Origin of the sequence: Mesorhizobium huakuii, from assembly GCF_030160235.1 — a bacterium.
GTDB lineage: Bacteria > Pseudomonadota > Alphaproteobacteria > Rhizobiales > Rhizobiaceae > Mesorhizobium > Mesorhizobium huakuii.
In genome coordinates this window covers 65892-87427 of the sequence record NZ_BSNY01000027.1, presented here as the reverse complement: position 1 = coordinate 87427, position 21536 = coordinate 65892, and the positions used below count along the sequence as shown (strand labels likewise).

At 63.3% G+C, this 21536-nt stretch carries 18 protein-coding genes and 2 tRNA genes; 7 read left to right on the top strand and 13 right to left on the bottom strand.

Translation table 11 applies throughout. From position 1 onward, the window contains the following. Window positions 1-44: 44 nt before the first annotated feature. Both QQK95_RS14490 and QQK95_RS14485 read right to left on the bottom strand, forming a co-directional pair. Entirely contained in the window at window positions 45-1523 is a 1479-nt protein-coding gene (locus tag QQK95_RS14490) for an ABC transporter substrate-binding protein (protein WP_284273569.1), read from the bottom strand. Between the two features lie 124 nt (window positions 1524-1647). Next, the gene (locus QQK95_RS14485; protein ID WP_284273567.1) at window positions 1648-2925 is read right to left on the bottom strand and encodes an acetylornithine deacetylase/succinyl-diaminopimelate desuccinylase family protein; all 1278 of its coding nucleotides are present in this window, start codon (window positions 2923-2925) and stop codon (window positions 1648-1650) included. A gap of 220 nt (window positions 2926-3145) precedes the next feature. Here QQK95_RS14485 and QQK95_RS14480 point away from each other — a divergent pair, with 220 nt between their 5' ends. The 3 genes from QQK95_RS14480 to QQK95_RS14470 all read left to right on the top strand — a co-directional run bounded on the left by QQK95_RS14480 (window position 3146) and on the right by QQK95_RS14470 (window position 6345). Further along, the gene (locus tag QQK95_RS14480; protein WP_284273565.1) at window positions 3146-3577 is read left to right on the top strand and encodes a L,D-transpeptidase; all 432 of its coding nucleotides are present in this window, start codon (window positions 3146-3148) and stop codon (window positions 3575-3577) included. 529 nt (window positions 3578-4106) lie between these two features. Continuing rightward, window positions 4107-5126, top strand: a complete 1020-nt coding sequence (locus QQK95_RS14475; protein ID WP_284273563.1) for a carboxylate--amine ligase — start codon at window positions 4107-4109, stop codon at window positions 5124-5126. 1 nt (window position 5127) lies between these two features. Next, entirely contained in the window at window positions 5128-6345 is a 1218-nt protein-coding gene (locus tag QQK95_RS14470) for an NAD(P)-binding domain-containing protein (protein WP_284273560.1), read from the top strand. Here QQK95_RS14470 and QQK95_RS14465 read toward each other — a convergent pair. The 9 genes from QQK95_RS14465 to QQK95_RS14425 form a co-directional block, all read right to left on the bottom strand. After that, a complete protein-coding gene (locus tag QQK95_RS14465; RefSeq protein ID WP_284273557.1) occupies window positions 6330-7157 on the bottom strand; it encodes an SAM-dependent methyltransferase in 828 nt (275 codons plus the stop codon). The two genes, QQK95_RS14470 and QQK95_RS14465, sit on opposite strands and share 16 nt — an antisense overlap. Before the next feature lie 150 nt (window positions 7158-7307). Further along, on the bottom strand, window positions 7308-8294 hold the full coding sequence (locus QQK95_RS14460) for a lipid A biosynthesis lauroyl acyltransferase (protein WP_284273555.1): 987 nt from the start codon (window positions 8292-8294) through the stop codon (window positions 7308-7310). A 13-nt stretch (window positions 8295-8307) separates the two neighbouring features. Continuing rightward, on the bottom strand, window positions 8308-9336 hold the full coding sequence (locus tag QQK95_RS14455) for a zinc-binding dehydrogenase (RefSeq protein ID WP_284273553.1): 1029 nt from the start codon (window positions 9334-9336) through the stop codon (window positions 8308-8310). A gap of 37 nt (window positions 9337-9373) precedes the next feature. After that, window positions 9374-10645 carry a beta-ketoacyl-ACP synthase gene (locus tag QQK95_RS14450; protein WP_284273551.1) on the bottom strand — a complete coding sequence of 424 codons (1272 nt, stop codon included), beginning with the start codon at window positions 10643-10645 and terminating at the stop codon, window positions 9374-9376. A gap of 47 nt (window positions 10646-10692) precedes the next feature. Further along, window positions 10693-11883 carry a beta-ketoacyl-ACP synthase gene (locus tag QQK95_RS14445; protein WP_284273550.1) on the bottom strand — a complete coding sequence of 397 codons (1191 nt, stop codon included), beginning with the start codon at window positions 11881-11883 and terminating at the stop codon, window positions 10693-10695. A 56-nt stretch (window positions 11884-11939) separates the two neighbouring features. Next, window positions 11940-12221 (bottom strand): acyl carrier protein, encoded by a 282-nt coding sequence (locus QQK95_RS14440; protein WP_010909964.1) that lies wholly within the window; start codon window positions 12219-12221, stop codon window positions 11940-11942. A 232-nt stretch (window positions 12222-12453) separates the two neighbouring features. Continuing rightward, complete coding sequence (locus tag QQK95_RS14435) at window positions 12454-13596, bottom strand: slipin family protein (protein WP_284273477.1); 1143 nt, start codon at window positions 13594-13596, stop codon at window positions 12454-12456. Window positions 13597-13960: 364 nt separating this feature from the next. After that, a tRNA-Met gene (locus QQK95_RS14430) sits at window positions 13961-14027 on the bottom strand. Next, a tRNA-OTHER gene (locus QQK95_RS14425) sits at window positions 14028-14103 on the bottom strand. A 236-nt stretch (window positions 14104-14339) separates the two neighbouring features. Between QQK95_RS14425 and QQK95_RS14420 the strand changes: the two genes are divergently transcribed. Beyond that, on the top strand, window positions 14340-14621 hold the full coding sequence (locus QQK95_RS14420; RefSeq protein ID WP_284273475.1) for a hypothetical protein: 282 nt from the start codon (window positions 14340-14342) through the stop codon (window positions 14619-14621). After that, on the top strand, window positions 14618-15088 hold the full coding sequence (locus QQK95_RS14415; protein WP_284273473.1) for a hypothetical protein: 471 nt from the start codon (window positions 14618-14620) through the stop codon (window positions 15086-15088). The genes QQK95_RS14420 and QQK95_RS14415 overlap by 4 nt, the downstream gene beginning before the upstream one ends. Here the strand turns inward: QQK95_RS14415 and QQK95_RS14410 are convergent. Together QQK95_RS14410 and QQK95_RS14405 are read right to left on the bottom strand one after the other, a co-directional pair. Then, window positions 15085-15633, bottom strand: a complete 549-nt coding sequence (locus QQK95_RS14410) for a histidine phosphatase family protein (RefSeq protein ID WP_284273471.1) — start codon at window positions 15631-15633, stop codon at window positions 15085-15087. The genes QQK95_RS14415 and QQK95_RS14410 overlap by 4 nt on opposite strands. 100 nt (window positions 15634-15733) lie before the next feature. Then, window positions 15734-18754, bottom strand: coding sequence for a caspase family protein (locus QQK95_RS14405; RefSeq protein WP_284273469.1), 3021 nt, complete (start codon window positions 18752-18754; stop codon window positions 15734-15736). Between the two features lie 111 nt (window positions 18755-18865). Here QQK95_RS14405 and QQK95_RS14400 point away from each other — a divergent pair, with 111 nt between their 5' ends. Next, entirely contained in the window at window positions 18866-19816 is a 951-nt protein-coding gene (locus QQK95_RS14400; protein ID WP_284273467.1) for an AEC family transporter, read from the top strand. Between the two features lie 203 nt (window positions 19817-20019). Further along, window positions 20020-21477 carry an NAD-dependent succinate-semialdehyde dehydrogenase gene (locus QQK95_RS14395; RefSeq protein ID WP_284273465.1) on the top strand — a complete coding sequence of 486 codons (1458 nt, stop codon included), beginning with the start codon at window positions 20020-20022 and terminating at the stop codon, window positions 21475-21477. Window positions 21478-21536: the final 59 nt, after the last annotated feature.

Sequence of the window (21536 nt, the reverse complement as noted above, 5' to 3'; positions counted from 1 at the left end):
TCAGAGCAGTCGCTGCGCGCCTGCTCTGCCCTACGAAACGAACCTCACTCGCTCCACTTAACCTTGGTCAGGTCGTTGGCAGGTACCGGCGCGCTTTCCCACAATCCTTGCAGCTTGGCGTCCCAGACCCCGACCTTGGGCAATTCGTAGAGGAAGCCGACCACGGCATCGTCGGCCAGGATCTTTTGCGCCTGGGCGTACAGGTCCTTGCGCTTGGCCTCGTCGGACGTCAGCTCCAGATCGGCGATCACCTTGTTGAAGGCAGGGTTGGCGTAATTGAAATAGTAGTCCTTGCGTGAATAGATATCGATGTCGTTCGGCTCGGTATGGGAGACGATGGTCAGGTCGTAGTCCTTCTTGGTGAACACCTGGTCCAGCCACTGCGCCCACTCGACGGGGATGATTTCGAGGTTGATGTCGACGTCGCGGAGTTGCGAGGCGATGATCTCGCCGCCGAGCCGGGCATAGGACGGCGGCGGCAGCTTCAACGTGGCCTTGAAGCCGTTCTCCAGTCCCGCTTCCTTGAGCAGTTCCTTGGCCTTGGCCACGTCGTGCGGATAGCGGCCGGTGAGATCGACATAGTATTTGTTGGCCGGCGACATATGCGAGCCGATCGGCAGGCCGAGCCCGGCCGAGGCGCCGTCGATGATCGCCTTGCGGTCGAGCGCATAGGAGATCGCCTGTCTCACCTGCAGCTTGTCGAAGGGCGGCTGCTTGTTGTTGATGGACAGGATGGTTTCGCCTTCGGTCGCGCCGACCACCACCTTGAAGCGCGGATCATCCTTGACCTGGGACACGCTGTCGGGATCGAAGAAGGGGAAGGCCTGGATGTCGCCGGAAAGCAGCGCCGGCACTGCCGCGGCGGCATCGGGAACGATGCGGAACTCGACCTTTTCAAGGAAGACAGGAGCGCCCCAGTAGTGAGCTGATTTCAGCAGGGTGATCGACGAGCCCTTGGCCCAGCTCTCGAACTTGAACGGGCCGGTGCCAACAGGCTTTTCCTTGTTGGTGTCGGCGGATTTCGGCGACACGATCACCGCGTCGCCCCAGCCCATATTGTAGAGGAACGAGCCTTGCGGGTGGGTGAGCGTCACCTTCACCGTGGCGGGGTCGACCACGTCGACCTTATCGATGGCGGCAAAAAGCTGCTTTTGCGCGTTGACGGAGTTTTCCGCGCGGGCGCGGTCGAGCGAGAACTTCACGTCGTCGGCGCTGAAATCGGCGCCGTCGTGGAATTTCACGCCGGTGTGCAGCTTGAAGGTGTAGACCTTGCCGTCATCGGAAATGGTCCAGCTTTCGGCGAGATCCGGCAAGACTTCGCCATTGGGGCCGATCCGGGTCAGGCCCTCGAACACATTGGCGTAGGTGACCTCCCTGATTGCCGCGGCCGCTCCCGCAGTCGGGTCGAGATGCGGGGGTTCAAGCGGAATGCCGATGACGAGATCGGTCCGGGCGGCAAACGCCGACGTGGCGGTTGCGACCGCCAGCACGGCAGCGGCCAGAAGGGTCTTCCACATTTTCATCGCTGAACTCCCCATGTGCTCAAATGCTCAAGCCTGGGGATAGAAGCGTGATTTCGCGCGGGAGTAAATTGCGTTTCGTGCTGTCGCGCCGCGCCAGGAGAAATGTTTTTGCGCCGCGGGCCGGTCATCCGGTCGTGCCGCGCAGCAGCACGTTGAGACCGATCGCCATCACCTTGGCCGATTCCACCATATCCTCTATGCCGACCCATTCGTCCGGCCGGTGGGCGAGGTCGAGGATGCCGGGCCCATAGGCGATGCAGTCGTAGATATGGCCGATGCGGGCAATGTGCTTCTGGTCGTAGGTGCCCGGCGAAATGACGTAGTCGGGCTCGCGGTCGAAGATCGCATGGATGCCTTGCGCCACCGCCTTGACCACCGGCGCGTCGCGCTCGGTCATCAGCGGCAGCACTTCCATCAGGTCGCGTATCTCGTAGTCGAACTTTTTGCGCTCGCGCTTCAGCCGCTCGAGAATGCCGGTCACTTCGGCTTTGACCGTGGCGAGGTCTTCCTCGAGCAGGAAGCGGCGGTCGATGGTCAGCCTGCAGGAATCGGGCACGTTGGGCGAGGGCAGGCCTGGCCGGAAATCCTCGGTCTGGCCGCCATGGATGGAATTGATGTTCATGGTCGAGCGTCTGGCGCCTTCGGGCACGACCGGCATGCGCGTCATCTTGCGGTCGAGCGCCGGGAACAGTTCGTCCTCGAAAGCCTGCAGAACGGCGCCCATATGGCGCACCGCATTGTCGCCGAGAAACGGCATCGAGCCATGCGCGATCTCGCCCTTGGTTTCGATCTCGGCCCACCAGACGCCGCGATGGCCAAGGCAGATGCGGTCCTTGTTCAATGGCTCGGGAATGATGACGTGGTCGACCCTGGGTTTCGAGAAATAGCCGAGGCCGGCCAGATGGGCGACACCGCCAAAGCCGCCGGACTCCTCGTCGACGGTGCCCGATATTTCGATGGCGCCGGGAAAGTCGGGATAGATCTCCATGAAGGCTTCGGCGGCGATGATCGACGCGGCCAACCCGCCCTTCATGTCGCAGGCGCCGCGCCCATAGACCCTGCCGTCCCTGACGATGCCGGCAAAGGGATCGACGGTCCAGCCGTCGCCGGCCTCGACCACGTCGATATGCGAGTTGAAGTGGACACAGGCGCCGGGAGACCGGCCGTCGAAACGGGCCACGACATTGACGCGCGGGTAGCGGTCGGTGTCGCCCGGCGTGCCTTCGGCGCGGATGAACTCGGTTTCAAAACCACGCTTCCTCAGCCGCGCGCCGACAAATTCCGCACATGGCCGATAGGCTTCGCCAGGCGGATTGATGGTCGGGAAACGGATCAGCTCGGCGGTCAGTGCGACGACGTCGTCGCGCCTGTCATCGATTGCTTGGAGGAGTCGCTCGTTCATCGGGGGAGTTGAGCAACGAACGGCGTTGCATTGCAAGCCCGCCGGCAATCAAGCCGGTGCGGCGTGTCGTTGCGGCAACTATCGCGGGAAATCGTTCAAATTCGCTGCTTTGGATTGGCGAATTGATCAAGGAGTGTGTGCTATTTGTTCACTGCCATTAAAAAGGTGAAAAACAACGTGATGGCAAGCATGCAAGGGGCAATCAAAGGGGTTTGATCGCATGAAGAAGTTCTTTCTCGTAGCAGCGACGATGTTGGCAACCGCGCTGTTTGGTACGCCGTCCGCAAGTTACGCGGCGATGTTGGAAGCAAATATCGACGTGTCGTCACAGACAATGACGGTGCGGTACGGGTCGGAGGTTTATCGCTGGGTCGTTTCGACTGCCCGTCCGGGTTATTTCACACCGCGTGGCACGTATCGGCCACAGCGGACCGCACGGATGTGGTATTCGCGCAAATACGATATGTCGCCGATGCCTTATTCCGTGTTCTTCCATGGCGGCTATGCCATCCATGGGACGGGCGCGGTCAGGCAACTCGGCCGTCCAGCCTCGCATGGCTGCGTGCGGCTGCACACGGCCAATGCCGCGACCTTCTATTCCATGGTGCGGGAAGTGGGCTTCGGCAACACGCGCATTGTCGTGACGAACTAGCAGCACGCGCGAATTCTCGTTGCCGGGCGGAGCCCGGCGCGAGACTTTCTACTGACGGCAACAACAATCGGCCAAGGTTTACCCTGTTCCGAGGTGGACGGCTATTGCCGGGGGCCAAGGTGTGTGCTTTCCATGCCAATGTCCGACTGAGGACAATCGGCAGTATCGGGCATTTTGAACCATTAGGAATAGCTTAAATATTGCCGGCTGATCAATCGGTTCGCCGGGAAGCTTGCCATAGCGTGCCGTTTGCTGGAATTGACAGATGCATCCCCAGCCACAGATGGACGATCGACTTCCCAGTCGACCCGCCGGGGTGGTCATTCTTGGCGGGGCGCACGGGACGCTGGCGCTGGCCAGAAGCTTCGGTGCCCAGAAAGTGCCTGTCTGGCTGGTGAGCAACGACACCCCGTTGCCCAGCTTTTCGCGATACGCCCAGCGGACAATGACGTGGCCCGGCCCCGACGGCAGTGGCGCCATCGCTTTCCTGCTCGATCTGGCCAGGGTTCACGGGTTGGGGGGCTTTCTATTGATCGCCGGCGGCGATCCTGAAGTTCGCTTCGTATCGCAATCGATTGACCAGCTGTCCGCCGTATTCGACGTGGTGCTGCCGCCTTGGGAGCAACTGAAATGGGTCTGTGAAAAGCCGCTGCTGTATCGCCGGGCAGGCGAATTGGGGCTTGCCGTTCCGCTGACCTATGGGATCACCTCGCTCGAGCAGGCAAAGGCAGCAGAACTTCGCTTTCCCGTGATCCTGAAGCCGAATATGGGCGGGCGCAGCCGTTTTGCGCGCGCCAAGGCGGTTCTCGCCAATGACCAGCCATCGTTTTTGACAGCCTACACCTGGGCTGCTGAAGAGATCGGCAGCGAGAATGTCGTCGTCCAGGAGATGATACCGGGTGGAGGCGAGGGCCAGTTCTCCTACGCGGCGCTCTGGAATGAGGGCGCGCCGGTGGCGGAGTTCACCGCCCGCCGTGCGCGGCAATATCCGGTCGATTTCGGCTACACCAGCACCTTCGTCGAGGTGGTCGACGAACCGCGATTGATCGACGCCGCGCGCCGGCTGCTTGGATCGATCGCGCATCACGGACTGGTGGAGGTCGAATTCAAGCGCGATGCGCGCGATGGCTCGATGAAGGTGCTCGACGTCAATCCACGGCCCTGGACATGGTTTGGGCTGGGCGCTGCCGCCGGCGTCGACCTCGGCGCCATGCTTTGGGCGATCAGATCGGGCCAGACGGTAAAGGCAGCGTCAGCGCGCCCAAACACGTCCTGGATGTACCTGGTCCGGGACATTGTGGCGGCCGGCCGGCTGATCTCGAGCGGCCGGTTGGCAAAAGGCGCATATTTCGGCTCATTCGCAGAAGTACGGGCATGGGCGACATTCCAGGCGAATGACCCGATGCCGGGCCTGATCGACGTGCCGTTGACGGCCTGGAGAGTGCTGACGCGACGGATATTTTCCGCAATCTTAACCGGGAAATGTTTAGGACGGCGGCGTGACGGAGTGAGTTCCACGGCTGCAGAACCAGACAGGCGAGACCGCTGACATGACCGTTTTCACGCCCAGGACTGACAGCGAGGTGGCCGTCATCGGTGCCGGTCCATTCGGGCTGGCCGTCGCTTCCGCCCTCAAGGGATCAGGTGTCGATACGCTCACCCTCGGCGGCGCGATGTCGTTCTGGCGTGACCATATGCCGAGAGGCATGAGGCTGCGCTCGCCCTGGCACGCGACCTATATCGGCCACACCAAAGGTCCGCTCTCGCTCGATTCCTATGCAAAGGTCCTTGGAATCTCGCCCCGAGAACCACTGCTGCTCGAAAACTTCGTCGACTATGGATTGTGGATCCAGGCCCAGGCGGTTCCGGATCTGGATACGCGCAAGGTGGACCGCGTCGAGAAGGCGAATGGCGGATTTCGTCTGGCACTGGCCGATGGCGATGCCGTGAAGGCGCGTCGCGTCGTCGTTGCCACCGGCCTGATGAACCAGCAGCTGATCCCCGCCGTGTTCGATGGAATCCCTCGCGAACTGGTCAGCCATGCCAGCGAGCATACTGGCTATGAGGCCTTCCGCGGCAAGCGCGTCGCCGTCATCGGGCGTGGGCAAAGCGCCTGCGAATCCGCCGTGCTGCTCAAACGCAGCGGGGCCGAAGTCGAGCTCATCTGCCATGGCGACATCCATTGGCTGGGCTATCGGGCGCTGTCGGGAAAGCAGAGCTGGAGCTTGCGCGACTTCCTGTCGGAGCGGCTGGCATCGCCGTCCAGGGTCGGGCCGTTCCCGATTTCCTGGCTGGTCGAAGTCCCAGGCTTCGTGCACCGGTTCCCGGAGCCGGCCCGGGCCGGGCTCAACAGGCGCAGCCTCGGCGCCGGTGCGACGGGCTGGCTGAAGCCGGATTTCGACGGGATAGAGATCAGGGCGGGCAGCAGGATCATCAGCGCATCCGCGAAGGGCAATGGCATCGAACTGCGGTTCGAGAAGGACGCCGCCACCTTCGATCACGTCCTGCTGGGCACGGGTTACCGGATCGATATCGCCAGGCTCGGTCTGTTCGCGCCCGCCATGCTTGCCGCGATTGTCCGCCGGGAGGGGTTGCCGCTGCTTTCCGCCGGGTTCGAATCCAGCATTCCCGGCCTGCATTTCGTCGGCGCAAGCGCGGTGGGCAGTTTCGGCCCGCTGATGCGGTTCACCGCCGGCACGCCGTTTGCAGCGCGCACTGTCGCCCGCTTCATTCAAAGAGCCAGAGACGGACGTTATGCCGCGGCGTGAACCTGGAAGACCGCATAGTCGATGGTGCGGACCGCATCGAGGAAGCCGGGCATGACCGGCACGGTCAATTCCTGGAAAATACCAGTCTCGCGAATGGCGGGCCTTGCCCAATCGATCGCGCGGTGGCTCGAACTGCCATAGACGATGAAGCAATCCCGCGGGCACCGTTCGAGCGACGACACGAGGTTCTTCAGGACGATATCGAAGACGGCTTTCGAGAAGGGATTGTAGAAATAGACAACCAGGGGCATTTCGGGAAAATCGTAGGCCGCCGCATCGGCCTCGACGACGCTGAGCGCCCGGCATTTCCGCGACGGATCCCGGAAACGCCCGATGTTGCTCCGGGCGATGTCCACCAGTTCGCGTGCGAACTCCACGCCGATGATCTCGGCGAATGGATATTGCGAGGCCAGCAGCAGTGTTCGCGACTTCCCGGAGCCGATGTCGATGAACGTATGGTTTTGGAGATCGCGGGGCAGCGACTTCATGATGAAGTCGAAGGTTCTGGGCGACGTGCAGACGGCTTCATTGCCCATGGCACGGTGCGGGCCGACGACATCGAGGCCGCTGAGCTGGATCGAACCGGCCGTATCGACGCCGTGCCGGCGATCCCATTTCCGGGCGAGACGGTCGGCGAGCATATGCCTGATGTTGCGCCGGACGAAGCCAAGGCTTGCGCCGAGGCCATGCCGACGGACGAGCCTTATCGGCTCCAGCAGGCCATGCCGACGGAGATGGGACCATGCCCGGCCAAGACGGCCGAAGGATCGGTCTTCGAGGCGATCCCGATCCGGCATTTCGATATTCGTCATGCCACGGGGCTCCATCCCAGTCGATGAACATCTCCCGGGGTATGTGCTCCTTGGTCGTTTAAGATTCCCTGACCAGCAAGGTTACGAATGTCTGGATCGCAGGCCTATCGGCACCGGAAATGGCTGGCGCCAAACACTTCAGGGAGATGGTCAGCTGTTCGTGGCCGGAGCCTTTGCCTTCGGCTGCTTTTTGCGCCGCCAGTTGCTGATCTCCCACCTTTTGTGGAACCACATCCACTGGCCGGGATCCTCACGCACCCAGCGCTCGACCACGTCGTTCAGCATCTGGGTGGTGGCGTGGACGTCGACGCTCCCGTCGGCGGTGCGCGGCAGGACCAGCCTGTCCTCGATCTCGAGACGGAAGCGGTTTCCGGGCAATCTGATGCAACGCGCCGGGTAGACGTCGCAATCATAGTGACGGGCAAGCGTGCCGAGCACACGGTTGCTCTGGCAGGGGCGGCCGAAGAAGGTCGTGTCGAGGCCGTTGGAGAATTTCTGGTCGACGAGAACGCCGATATTGCCGCCGTTTTCCAGCACTCCGGCCAATGCGAATGAGGCGCCGGCCATCGACGGCAGCAGCGCCCCCATGGTCGAGCGCCGCGTCGAAAGGATGTAATCGGCAAGGTAGGGGTTGTTGGGCGGGCGAAACAGCGCCGTGATGTTCATGCCGAAGGTCGCCGCCGCCACCGGCAGCAGCTCGAAATTGCCGAGATGGCCGGTGAAGACGATGTGCGGCTGCTTCTCTGCGGCGATCTCGACGAAATGCTCTATTCCCTTGACCTCGACGCGGCCGGGCTTGCTGGCGGCGGGGTCATAATCGAACAGGGCGTCGAGGAAGATGTATTCGGCGGCAAGGCGGGCCATGTTGCCCCACATATCGGAGGCGATGGCCTGGATTTCGCCCTCGGTCTTTTCCGGATAGGCCTTGCGCAGATTGTCGATGGCGACCTGGTGGCGTCCGACCTTCGGACCAATGAAGCGCGCGACGCGGTCGGCGAAATTCAGCGCGCTGTCAACCGGCAGCAGGCGCAGCAGCGAGATGATGATCATCGCGGCGCGGGCAACCAGCCAGTAGTTCAGCTGGCGCAGCTGCCTGCCATAGCGAAACCTGAGATCGCGGCGAAACTTCTTGAGCACCGAAGTCAAGGCCTCAGGCGACGCGCAGGATGATCTTGCCGAAGACGTCGCGGCCTTCCATGCGCTTCAGTGCTGCGTCGATATCGTCGAAGCCGACTTCGGTGTCGATGACCGGCGCGACCTGTCCCGCCGCCATTTTCTGCATGGCGTTGGCCATGTTCTCCATGCGGCAGCCGAAGGAGCCGAGCAGCTTCAATTGCTGCTGGAAGAGCTGCATCAGATTGATCTGCGTCGAGACGCCTGATGTCGAGCCGCAGGTCACCAGGCGGCCGCCGCGCTTCAGGCACAGCATCGAACCGGCAAAGGTATCGGCGCCGACATGTTCGAAGACGACATCGACGCCCTTCTTCTTGGTCAGCTTGCGCACGACGCCTTCGAAGCGGTCTTCGCGGTAGTTGATGACATGGTCGGCGCCGAGCGCCTTGGCCTTGTCGATCTTGTCGTTGGAACCGACCGTGGTGATGATGGTGCAGCCCATCCGCTTGGCCAACTGGATCGCCGCCGAACCGATGCCGGAGCCGCCGGCATGGACGAGGATGGTTTCGCCGGGCTGCAATCTCGCATTGTCGAACAGCATGTGCTCGACCGTGCCGAAGGTGACGGGCGCGACAGCAGCGCCGACATCGGTCACGCCGGGTGGGGCGGGGACCAGCAGGCGCGCCGGCAGGTTGATCTTCTCCTGCGCGAAACCGTCGAGATGGAAGCCGTGGACCCCGGAGACATGTTCACAGAGATTGTCGCGACCTTCGCGACAGGCCCGGCAAAGGCCGCAGGTGCGGGCGCCGTAGATCGACACCAATTGTCCGGGCAGCAGGCCGGACACGCCGGGACCGACGGCCTCGACCTCACCGGAAGCTTCGGCGCCGACGACCAGCGGCAGCTTGCGCTTGGCGAAGGCCATGCCGCGCCAGCCCCAGACGTCGATGTGGTTCAGCGCCACCGCCTTGATGCGCAGCGTGACTTCGCCGAGTGCGGGTGGCGGGGGCGGCGGCAGGTCCACCGTCTCAAGACGGCGGTCCTCGATAAGTTGCAATGCGCGCATTGGGCCTGTCGGTTTTGTTCGAGCGGAAAGGGCTCGCTTAGACCGGTTCCCGCGCCATGACAAGGCAAGTGTTCTGGCCGCCGAAGCCGAAGGAGTTCGACAGAACGCTGCGAACCTCGGCATTGCGCTTCTTGTTCGGCACCACGTCGAGCACGATCGCCGGGTCGGGATTGTCGTAGTTGATGGTCGGCGGAATGACGCTTTCGCGCATGGTCATCAGCGAGAACGCCGCCTCGACAGCGCCTGCCGCCGATAGCGTGTGGCCGATCATCGACTTGTTGGACGAGACCGGCATCGAGCCGATCCGCTCGCCGAACACCGTCGACAGCGACAGATGCTCCATCTTGTCGTTTTCCGGCGTCGAGGTGCCATGGGCGTTGACGTAGTCGATCTCGTCCTTGCTCAGACCCGCATCGGCGAGGGCGGCGCGAACCGCCGCGATTGCCGGCGAACCGTCGGGCTTTGAGCGGGTGCGGTGGAAATCATCGGCTTTTTCGCCGCAGCCGCGCAGAATGCCGAGCACCGTGGCGCCACGCGCCAGGGCTGCCTCCAGCGATTCCAGCACCAGCGCGCCCGAACCTTCGGCCAGCACGAAGCCGTCACGATCCTTGGAAAACGGCTTTGATGCCTTTTCCGGGATGTCGTTGTGGGTCGAAAGCGCCGACAGCAGCGAGAAACGGATCAGCGCCTCGGCGGTCGCCGAACCGTCGGCGCCGATCGACAGCGCCCGGTCGCATTCGCCGCGGCGGATCGCCTCGACGCCGAGCTGGATGGCGGTGGCGCCAGACGCACAGGCGGTCGACAGCGTGATCGGCAGGCCGCGCGTGCCGAAACGGTCGGCGAGCCGGTCGGCGATCGAGCCGAACTGGGTGGTCTCGAAGATGTCTAGTTCCTTCAGCGCGCGGGCCACGCGAAGCAACCGTTCGGCGCCAGCATCTTGGCTGTCGGAATTGTAGAGTGAGAAGCGTTCGTGCCAGTCGAGTTCGACCGGCGGAGAGGCGAGGAAGAGAGGCCCGCCGAAATCGCTGGAATCGAGGCCGGATTCGGCCACGGCTTCATGCGCTGCGGTTTCGGCCAGCTCGTAGGTGAGGGGGCTGGCGCCCTTCGAGCTTGAGTCCAGGAAGTCGACCATGCCGGAAATACGGGTGTTGAGATGATCGACCGGAAAGCGGGTGATCGGGTGGATGCCCGACTTGCCCGAGGTCAGCGCCGCCCAATTGTCAGCCTTGCCGACGCCAAGCGAAGTCACCACGCCGATACCGGTCACGGCGACGATGGGCCTGCCCATGTGATCTCTGAAATTGGTCATCGGGAACCCCTCGAGCGGTTCATCTCTGCAACATGGCGGGCGCCGTCTTACGCCGACTTGACCAGCGCCATGCCCTCGAATTGGTGATAGCCGATCGCCGTTGCAAGGACGCTTGCGGGAATGCCTTCGAATGGCTTCTCGGCTGCGGCATCAAAGACGGGGTAGGCGGCCTTGCGGTCGACGGCGAGCGCGGCCAGCGCCACGGCAAAGGGAAACTGCGCTTCCTTCATGTGCCCGGTCAGCGTCGAGAAGCCGCGCGCGGCGATTGCCGGATTGGCATCCAGCGCTGTCTTCTCGGCTGATGTTGCCGCATGCGCGCCCGATGCCCCCGACATGGCGAGCAGCTTGCCGTTCGGCAGCGCCGCGCGGATGAGCAATCCGGCGATTTCGGCGTCGAGTTCTCCGCGCGATCGCCTGGCCCGGCCGGAGACGACCGGTCCGAGTTCGGCATAGATCCTGCGTCCACGGCTCACCGCGTGTTCGCGCTGTTCCAGCACGAGGAAGGCCCCGCCGGAGCCCGAGACCACGCCGCCACCCGCGGCGCCCTGTCTTTGCCAGACAGGCTTCCAAGGGCCGCGATGCAGATAGCCGGCGAGTTCGTAGCCGAGCAGCATGTCGGAATGTTCGGTCTGGAAGGCGCCGCCGACCAGCACGTGCGTCGACTGGCCCGAGCGGATGCGGGCAGCAGCCGTCTCGACGGCGGAAACGCCGGCCCCTTCCTCGCCCATGAAGGTGCGCGAGGAGCCCGTCACCTTGTGGACGATGGAGATGTTGCCGGCGAGCAGGTTGGAAAGCTGGGCCAGGAACAAGGTCGGCCGCAATTCCGTGGTCAGCTTCTCGTTGAGCAACACGTCGCGATCGTTGCGGCTTTCCGAAGCGGCGAGGATGGCGGCGTCGACCGCCTCGTCGCGCTCGCCGCCACCGGCGGCCACCACCATGTCCATGGTCGTGCAGAGCTCGTCATTGCCCTTGATGCCTGCATCGTCCAGCGCAAGGCCGGCGGCGTAGGTGCCGAGCCGCTGCCAGGTCTCCATCTGCCGCTGGTCGCCACGCTTGGCGATCTGCAGGTTCCAGTCGATCTCCGGCAGCGGATGAACGGTATAGGGCGCGAAGCGCGCGGTTTCGAGCACCGGCTGCAGGCCCGGTTGCGCGAGCTTCTGCCAGTGGGCGTCAGGGCCTTCTCCCAGCGAGGAGACAAGGCCGATACCAGTGATGACGACGTCGCGGGGGCTACTCATGAGCGGCTTTGTGGGTCAGGCGGCAAAGCGCGTCAAGATCGCGCGCTCAACTGACGTCAGGCGGTCTTGGCGGCGACCAGCGCGTCGATCTTGGCGCACAGGTTCTTCATGACGAAGTAGTCGTCGGTCGAAGCCTTGCCGTCATTGACTTCCTGGGTCCACTTTTCCAACGGCACCTTGATGCCGAATTCCTTGTCGATGGCAAAGACGATGTCGAGGAAATCGAGGCTGTCGATGCCGAGATCGTCGATCGTGTGGCTCTCGGGCGTGATGGTGTCGATATCGATCTCGCTGGTGTCGGCAATGATCTTGGCGACTTTGTCGAACGTGGTGGACAAGGGCTTTTCCTTCTTTGCGGGCGGAATCTGTCCGCATCCTGTTGGGCGCTGTCTAATCGGTTTTTCCCGGCAGGAAAAGGCCTGATAGTCCGGGCGCAGATGGGAAGCGTGCCCAAGAAACGCAAGAAGGGCCGCCGGTCAACCCGGCGGCCCTTCCCATTACGTCAGGTCAGTCATTGTTTCGATGCATGTCGTTTTCCCAAAACCGGGAACGACTTTTGGGCGATATGCATCAGCTCTCACGGAGCTTGACCAGGTCGTTCAGCAGTCCGCCCGTTCCGTTGTGGACGGTCAGCCGCTCGACCTTGCCGGCGATGGTTTCCAAAGCCTCGAGCTCCTTGAGCCGCAGCATCACCGGGTTCTCCGCCATCACCTTGGCCGTGTTGAGCAGGGAACGCGTGGCGTTCGTCTCCTCGCGGCGGCGGATGACGTTGGCCTCGGCCTGCTTTTCGGCCGAAACCACCTGGTTGAGGATCTCGCGCATCTCGCCCGGCAGGATGACATCCTTAAGGGAGATATCGCTGACCTCGACGCCGATCTCGGCCATGTCGACACGGACCTTGGCCGCCGCTTCCTCGTCGACCGTCACCTTCTTTTCAAGGATCTGGTCGAGCGTCAGCGCGCCCAGCGTCTTGCGGAAGGCGTATTGCAGGGCGCGATAAAGGGCCTCGGAGAAGTCCTTCACGGCGCTCACCGCCTTGACCGGGTCGACGACCCGGTATTCGGCTGCGATGTTGGCGCGGATCGTCACGCGATCCTTGGTCAGCACTTCCTGCCCGGCGACGTCGAGCGACTGGCGCTTGAGGTCGACGACCTTCACCTGCACCATGCGTCCGACATTCCAGAAGCCGTGCACACCCGCGGCAAGCGTCCGCACCAGGACACCGTCGACGAACAGCAGTCCGGCCTGACCATCGACGATCGGATGGACGGACATCAATTCCGCCTTCCGGGCCTGGCCGAGCCGGCGCGTGACCGCCGGATCGATGGCCAGATCCGCCGAGGTGTCGACCAGCGTCACCGTCCACGGGCCGGCATCCGTCCACAGCACAAGCTTGCGGTCCGGCGCCAGAACGGCATGCAGGTTGCCGTCACGCTCGATGATGGCGACATCCGTGCGCCCGGTGCGAACGACGGTGAAATGACGCGCGGCCATATCCGGGAGCTTGTCGAACAACGCCTTCTCGTATGCCGAAACGAATTCCGGGTTCTTCAGATCGTGCCGTGACACTTCCAGGCTCCCGCGCCGGTTGGCGAGCCAATGCTCGCCCGGCATCAGGACGGCCTTGATCTCACCCTTGTAGAGGGTGAGGGCACGTTCGTTTTCCCTTACGAGGACGCGCTCGCGTCCAAGAACCTTGTCGAGAACAGTCATTGTCTTACTCCTGTCGGGCATGGCCCCATGCGAGGCGTCAACTCATGCGTCGATCTTCCCTTCGTTTCTCGTTTCACGTCGTCATGGTCCGGGCACGAATGATCCGGGGACCGGTGGCATCGATCCGTGGCGGGCCTTCGGGAGCGGATCGCGGGGCAGCGAAGCGGGCGCGGCAAGCCTTGGCCTGCCTTGCCGGCGACGCTGCGCCTTGACCATCACCGCGGACCTGGCCGCGATCCGATGGCGTCGGACCTTTCGACACGGCCCTGGCCCGAAGGCTTCGGCCGTCCGTCAGGTCTTCAGCATTCCGGTTCCCGGACCGTTTTCAGATAACACCACCCAAAGGTGTCGGCTTATCAGGCCGTTGGAGAAGGAATCGAACCTTCGACAGTCAGATTATGAGTCTGATGCTCTTCCAGCTGAGCTATCCGTGGTGCAGACAGCAGGATTCGAACCTGCGACCTCCGGATCCAAATCCGGCGCTCTCCCAGACTGAGCTACATCCGCGATCCCAATCCCCAAAGCGGCGCCGTATACAGGGCGGCAATGCCGCCTGCACGGGCGGAGACGAAAGCTCCAACCGTTGTGCTCACTTCGGTTCTCGTGACCGGGAGCGCGGCTATAGAGCCTGCGACGGGTTGTCGCAAGCGGCATTGTCGCGGCGAATTCGTGGCTTCTTTCAGCTGTGGCGTTTCGGCAACACAGTGGTCGATGCGGTTGATTGTACCAATGTACCATGGTAGATGGACGGCATGAACATCGAGCGTGTACAGACTGGCGTGCGCCTGGAAAAGCGGCTGGTGAAGGTGCTTAAGGCCTTGGCCGAGCATCGCGACATGAGCCTGGGCGATCTCATCGAAGGCATCGTGCTGCATGCTTTCGAGGGGCAAACGCCGTTTTCCCCGGAGACGCTCGAGACAATCAGCCAGTTGAAACGCATCTACGGGCTGGAGCTTGGCGCGGCGGACAGCCACCGTCTGGCTGAGGCGCCATCCTCGGACCGAGCGGAAAGGGAAGGCGGATGACGAGCCATCTTGAACGCAGCCACAGCATCGTCCTTTCCGGTCCGGTCGACCGCGTCTTCCCGTTGTTCACGCCGATCGGCGAGACCTTGTGGGTGGATGGCTGGGAACCGGAATTCCTGCATCCGCAAGGTGGAGAAACGCGGCAAGGCATGGTCTTCCGAACCGTCCACGGCGACGAGACGACGCTCTGGGCGTGCGCCGACTGGGATCCGACCGCGCATCGTGTCCGCTATGTCAGGGTCACGCCGGACTCGCGTTTCGGATTTGTCGACGTGGCCTGCCGTTCGGCTGCCGATGGCAGCACCGAAGCGTCGATTGCCTATACGTTCACGGCACTGAACAGGGCGGGAGAATCCTATCTGTCGACGCTGACGGAGGACGCCTTCGCGCAGATGATCGAGACGTGGAAAGTCCGCATCGATGCGTGGCTGCTCACCGAGACGTCAGCTGGCGCCAGTCATCGTTAGAAGGTGACGCGGCCGAGTACGCGCAGACCATCGCCCTGCGGCTCGACCACCACGGCCTCGCCCTCGCGCGGCGACACGCCGGTCAGCGCCACGATGTCTTCCAGATGGGTGACCATGACCAGATTGTCGGAGCCGGAATAGGCACGGATTTCCTTCATGATGGCGGCGATCTGTGCTGTCTTCTGCGCATCGTCGCCCCTCAGGAGATCGAGTGGCGCAAAAAGCTCCGGCTCGGCCTCGAAGGCGATACGCGCTGTGTCGAGACAGCGGCAGTAACGGCTGGACAATACGCGCTCGATGGGGGCGGCGCGGGCGGCAAACAAGGCGCCGATCTTGCTCGCCTGCTGCTTGCCGCGCGCCGACAGATTCATCTGGGTGGCGCAGCTGTCGATGTCGAAATTGGCGGGGTCGGTGGTGCCGGTGACCATGGCATGGCGCAGCAGCACGACATGGCCGCCGTCGCGCAGCAGCGCCCAGCCGGCATCCGTGGCATGGGCCGCGACGGGAATGACGAGCATGAACAAGGCCAAGGCAAATCGGATCATTGCGGTCCTTCCAGGAGCCTGACATCGGGCTCCGGTCATTTCGCATATAGGGATCGGAAGGCCGGCACAAAGACAAGCGGGCGTTGCTGACGTCCCAGCCTCACTTTTTGGCGATTTGCTTTTTCACCAGATCGATCTTCTGGTCGGTAAGCGGGATGGGAATGGTGTAGCCGGCTTCGGTGAAGCCCTGCTTGGCGTTCTCGAAGAACTCGATAGCCCTGAGATACTCGGCCTTGCCGCCGCCATAGGTGGCGCGGTTCCAGTGGATGTCGCCGAGATTGTTCTGTTCGAAGGCCCATTGCATGGGCTGGCTTTCCCTGGTGAAAACCTTCAGCGTCGCCGTGAAGGCCGCCTCGGCCTCGTCGAGATATTTGCCGGTCCGTTCGATATTGCCGAGATTGAGCAGGCTCATGCCGATGCCGTTCTGGGCGTTGGCCCAGTCGATGGGTGCGGTCTCGATGGTCAGCACTTCGAGTGCTGCCCGCCGGGCGGCGATCGAATCCCGCAGGGTTTTGGGATCGGCATTACTCATGCTCAGCCAGTGCAGCGCCGAACCGAGACCAGCCTGGACCAGCGCCCATTGCCGCGGGTTGGTCTCGCGCTTGTACTCACGCAACGCATTGCCGTAGGCGTCCACCGCCTCGCTGTAGTGCTCGGGCTTGTCCGTCACGCCACCAAGCAGCTGCAGCGTGTTGCCGAGATTGTAATAGCTCATGGCCCAATCCTGCGGGAATTTCCGCCTGACATAGACCTGCCGGGCTGCCTGGAACGCTGCCACCGACTGTTCGAGCCTGGCCGCGTCGCGGGTCCGCTGGCCGAGCGTCTGGTAGATCGAGCCGAGATTGTTCTGGGCGGACGCCCAGTCCATCGGGAAGCGCTGCCGGGTAAACACCGTCAGTGCATCGTCATAGGCCGCGGCGGCCTCTTCGAGCGTGTCCGTGCCCATGTCGAAGCGGGCGACGCCGCTCAGCGCGTTGCCGAGATTGAGCCGGCTGGTCGCCCAGGAGACCGGGAACGTCTCGCGGGTTCGCACCTTCAGCGCGGCGCGGAACGCATCGGCCGCCTCGTTGATCTTGGCCTTGTCGTTGAGCTGGATGCCAAGCGTCACCAGCGTGTTGCCGAGATTGTTCTCGACCATCGCCCATTCCACGGGGGCCTTCTCGCGCGTGTATTCTTCAAGCGCCAGCCGGTAGGCGGCTTCCGCGTCCTTCAGGTGCTCGCCGGCGGGTTCCCGCTGGGAAAGCGCATAGAGCGCGAGCCCGAGATTGTTTTGCGAAGCGGCCCAGTCGAGCGGCAGCTTGTCGCGCGGGCGCTTTCCCAACGCGGCACGCATCGCCGCCACGGCCTCATTGAGGCGCTTCGGATCGCTCTCGCGTTCGCCGATCTTCAGGAGCACATTGGCGAGATTGTTCTGCGCGGCCGCCCAGTTGGGGTCGTCCTTCTCGCGCTCGAAGACGACCAGCGAATCGCGGAAGATCTGCGCGGCTTCTTCGAGATGCGTGGTCTCGGTCTCGCGTTCGCCGATCGTTTGCAGCACCACCGCCATGTTGTTGCGGGTGATGGCCCAGTCGCGATTCTGCTCGCCATTGGGGATGAAGTTCAGGATGACATGGTAGGCTTCGATCGCGTGCCGCAATGCATCGAGATCGCCGGTGGCGTAGCCGTAAGAGTTGAGTGCCTCGGCTTCCTGGTTCTTGTAGTTCCAGCGCAGCTTGTCGTCCCATTTCTCGACCAGCGAGAAGGCCTTGGCATAGTCGTTGGCGGCGGATTTGTAGTCGAAGACCAGCGCGGCGGCGTCGGCACGTTTGGCATAGATTGCGGCGTCGGCGATGCGTTTTTGCCTGACCAGTTGCTCCACGTCATCAACGGCGCCGCTGTTCTGCTCGACCCTGCCGACCGCGTCATCGAGGAATTTGCGCGCCGTCACCATGGCGCCCTGGCCGATTGCCTTGTCGGCGGACGCGACCAGGCGTTTGATCTCCGGATCGTCGGTGCGCAGTGCCGCGCGTTCCGACAACATCTTCTTCAGGCGGTCGGCCTGGGCGTCGAGCACCTTCTGCAGGTCGGTCGGATCCTCGGGGATCTTGTCCGTGCCCAGCGCCCTCAGCACGCCATAGAGCGCGTCGAGCGGCACGCCATCCTGCAGCGAGGCCAGTTCCACTTGCGCCCGCTTCGGATCGGGCAGGTCGGAGATGGTCAAGAGCAGCTGCCGTCGCTCACCGGTGATCAGCCCGTCATCACCGGTCGGCTCAGGCGGTGCGACGCCGAAATAGAGCAGGCGGCGCAGGCTTTCATTGACCCAGGGGCGCTGCTTGGCCTTGGTGTCGAGATAGACTTCCTCGGTCACCATGCGCATGACGGAGCCGAACTCCGTGCCTTTCATCGCCGCGAGGTGGCGCAGCAGGGCTGCGGCATAGGGACTGTTTTCGCCGGCCGCGCCATCGAGCGCCGGGCGCCCCGGTTCGGCGGCGAAGCCGACCACGGTGCCGAGGCTCGCATCCTGCGCCGACACATTGGCAAGCGCCTTGGCGCCACGCACCGGTTCTAACCCGCCGGCGCCGATCGGCTCGGCGGAAGCGGTCGGCGCCCGGCGCACCACGGCGTCCGCTGGAAACGGATTGGTGCGGCAGGCATCGAGCAGCAAGATCGTCACCGGCACGGTCTTCCTCAGTTCGTCCATGACGGCTGAAATCGGCACCAGGGCCTGGCCTGCATCCTTGAGCGACGAGACGTCGGCATCGACCGGAACCAGATAGTTCTCGCCGCCGGCCTCGATGCCATGGCCGGAGTAATAGATGAAGGCGACGTCGGCGCCCCCGGCATCCTCGACGAAGCGTTCGAGGTCGCGCTTCAGCTTGGCGGCATCGCGATCGGTGACGTTGCGGGCGTCGAAGCCGAGGTCGGTCAGCATCTTGGCCATGTCGCGGGCGTCATTGGCCGGGTTGGGGAGGGCGGCGATGTGCTGGTAATTCGACTGGCCGATGATCAGAGCCACGCCCTTGAGGCTTTTCGTCTCGGCAAGTGCAAGCGCCGTCGCGGCAAGACAAAACAGGGTGGCGACGAAAGCCGCCAGCCACATCCGCGCGAGAAGATTGCGTCCTGAGGTTTCGACAAAGGTCATTTGTCGTTCGTGTCCGCCCTGATACTCCAAACCCTCTATAACGTTGCCAGCATAGCATGATCAAATTCGGGCGCGATTGCGCCGCGCGCGTGGCTCGCCTATCCCTGAAAAATGTCGCCGCTTACAGAAACCGTGCTTTTCGTCTTCAGCCTCGTGGCGCTCGGCTATCTCGCCGGGTTGACCGGCTATCTCAGACCGGCGAGCGGCGAGGGGATATCGGATTTCGCGGTCTCGGTGGCGATGCCGCTGCTTCTGTTCCAGACCATGGTGAACGCCGATTTCCACGGCGTCGCGCCGTGGCCGCTGTGGGGAGCCTATTTCACGGCGGTGGCAATCACCTGGGCCGCCGGTCATCTCGTCACCACGCGGATCTTCGGGCGCGAGGCGCGCGCCGGCGTCGTCGGGGGTGTGTCGTCGGCCTATTCCAATGTCGTGCTGCTCGGCGCTCCCTTCATCCTCGGCATCTTCGGCCCGAGCGGCTTCGAAGTTCTGTCTTTGCTGGTCTCCGTGCATCTGCCGGTCATGATGATGGCGTCGATCGTGCTGTTCGAGATGTTCGGACGGGGCGGTGGCGAACATGTGCATCCGCTGCGGGTGCTGCGTAGCTTCCTGCGGCGGCTGTTCATCAACCCGCTGATCATCGGCATCCTGCTCGGCCTGGCATGGCGGCTGAGCGGCGTGCCGCTACCGGGCCTCGCCATGCGGCTGGTCGATGCGCTCGCCGGCACGGCAGGACCGGTGGCGCTGTTTGCCATGGGGCTCAGCCTGCGCCGCTTCGGCATTTCCGGCAATATCCGGCCGGCGCTGGCGCTTTCGGTGCTGAAACTGTTCCTGATGCCGGCACTGGTTCTCGCCTTCGTCTGGCTGCTCGGCCTGCCGCCCCTGACCGCCAAGGTGGCGGTCGTGGTGGCGGCGCTGCCATCCGGCATCAACTCCTACCTGATCGCCGTGCAGTTCAACACCGGCCAGGCGCTGGCATCGAACCAGATGACCATCGCCACGGCCTGTGCGGCCGTCACCACGGCTTTCTGGCTGACGGTTGTCCTGCATGTCTTTGGATAGAGGCCATGCGCAAATCCAGGCGAAGCGATACAGCCTGATCTCGTCTCGGGCTGGCCCAACCCCTATATGCCATCTTGCGATTGCTTGCGGGCCTTGCCCTAGGTAAAGAGCAGTGGCTCCGGCGTGCCGGCTTCAAATCATGGCGCACGCTCACCGAAGATTTCACAGACCGGCCCGTCAGTGCGCCGAACGGAGGATAGACCATGCTTCAGAAAACCAGCCATTTCATGCGGCAGGCCAATCTCATCAACGGCGAATGGGTGCAGGCCGATAGCGGCCTCACGGTCGACGTCAACAACCCGGCCACCGGCCTCAAGATCGGCACCGTGCCGAAGTCGGGCAAGGCCGAGACCCGCCGCGCCATCGAGGCCGCGGACGCCGCGTTCAAGACCTGGCGCAAGACGACCGCGCTCGAGCGCTCGAAGCTGCTGCGCAAGCTGCATGACGCGATGATGGACAATCAGGACGTACTGGCCGAGCTCTTGACGATAGAGCAAGGCAAGTCGCTGTTCGAATCGAAGGGCGAGATCGGGTCGGCCGCGGCCTATATACTGTGGTTTGCCGAAGAAGGCCGCCGCACCTATGGCGACGTCGTGCCTTCGCCATGGGCGGATCGCCGCATCCTGGTGACCAAGGAGCCGGTCGGCGTCATCGCCGCCATCACGCCGTGGAATTTCCCGTCCTCGATGCTGGCCCGCAAGCTCGGCCCGGCTCTCGCTGCCGGCTGCACGGCCGTCGTCAAGCCCGCCTCGCAGACGCCTTACTCTGGTCTCGCCTGGGGCGCGCTGGCCGAGGAAGTCGGCTTCCCCAAGGGTGTCGTCAACATCCTGACCGGGTCGGCCAGCGAGATCGGTGACGAGATTTGCGCCAATCCGCTGGTGTCGAAGATCACTTTCACCGGATCGACCGAGGTGGGCAAGCTTCTCATCCAGAAGTCGTCGGTCACCGTGAAGAAGGTGTCGATGGAACTTGGCGGCAACGCGCCGTTCATCGTCTTCGACGACGCGGACATCGAGCGCGCGGTGGCCGGCGCGATCACCGCCAAATACCGCAATTCCGGCCAGACCTGCGTCTGCACCAACCGCTTCCTCGTTCAGGCCGGCGTCTATGACAAGTTCGTGGAGAAGCTGGCAGCCGCCAGCAACGGGCTGAAGGTCGGTTCCGGCCTCGAAGAAGGCGTGCAGCAGGGACCGCTGATCGACGAGAAGGCGGTCGAGAAGGTGGAAGAGCTGATCGCCGACGCTACCTCGAAGGGCGGCAAGATCGTCGCCGGCGGCAAGCGCCATGCGCTCGGCGGCTCGTTCTTCCAGCCAACGGTCATCGCCAATGCGACGCCCAAAATGCGCTTCATGAAGGAAGAGATCTTCGGCCCGGTCGCCCCGGTGTTCAAGTTCGAGACGGAAGCGGAAGCCATCGCGCTCGCCAACGACACTGAATTCGGCCTCGCCTGCTATTTCTACACCGGCGATCTCGGCCGCGCCTTCCGCGTCATGGAAGGACTGAAATACGGCATGGTCGGCGTCAATGAAGGCCTGATCACCACGCCGGAAGCGCCGTTCGGCGGCGTCAAGGAATCGGGCCTCGGCAAGGAAGGCGGACATCAGGGCATCGAGGATTATCTCGATACCAAATATGTCTGTATCGGCGGCCTCGGCCTCTGATACCTTGTCCCTGAGGTCGGCGGGCCTTGCCCGCCGCCTTGGGTCGAGAAACCTGCCGG